We start from the raw sequence: 468 nt of genomic DNA, 5'->3' as shown, positions 1-468 counted from the left end.
GCAATATCAAGTGCAGCAATGCTAATAACAATACCAGCAGCAAGTTTAACAAGTAATGCAAATTTAACAGTAACAGCAAATACGAATGCAAAATTTGCAGTAGTAGCACCAACACCAGTACCATCAGCAACAGTAGGAAATATAACAGTAGATGGTACACAAAACAGTGCAATTACATCAAGAGATGTATTAATAACATTGACAAACGACACCCTTGCAAGCAATATAACTGCAGGTGATAATTTGGCAAGTTGGATAATAAACTTACCATCAGGATTAACAGCAACAGCAAAATCAAATGCAGCATCAGGAGCAACAGCAGTAACACTAACAATAGCAGGAACACCGACAGCAATATCAAGTGCAGCAATGCTAATAACAATACCAGCAGCAAGTTTAACAAGTAATGCAGATTTAACAGTAACAGCAAATACGAATGCAAAATTTGCAGTAGTAGCACCAACACCA

The 468-nt window shown here is 37.2% G+C and carries 1 protein-coding gene; it reads left to right on the top strand.

Features of this window, described 5'->3' with window-relative positions:
• Positions 1–468, top strand: a 468-nt coding sequence (locus EG57_RS26625; protein WP_032079780.1) for a hypothetical protein, incomplete at both ends; no start/stop codon positions are given.

It is taken from the genome of Clostridium drakei (assembly GCF_000633595.2).
Classification (GTDB): domain Bacteria; phylum Bacillota; class Clostridia; order Clostridiales; family Clostridiaceae; genus Clostridium_AM; species Clostridium_AM drakei.
Note: the sequence above shows the minus strand (reverse complement) of the source record. Positions and strands in the feature narration are given on the sequence as shown.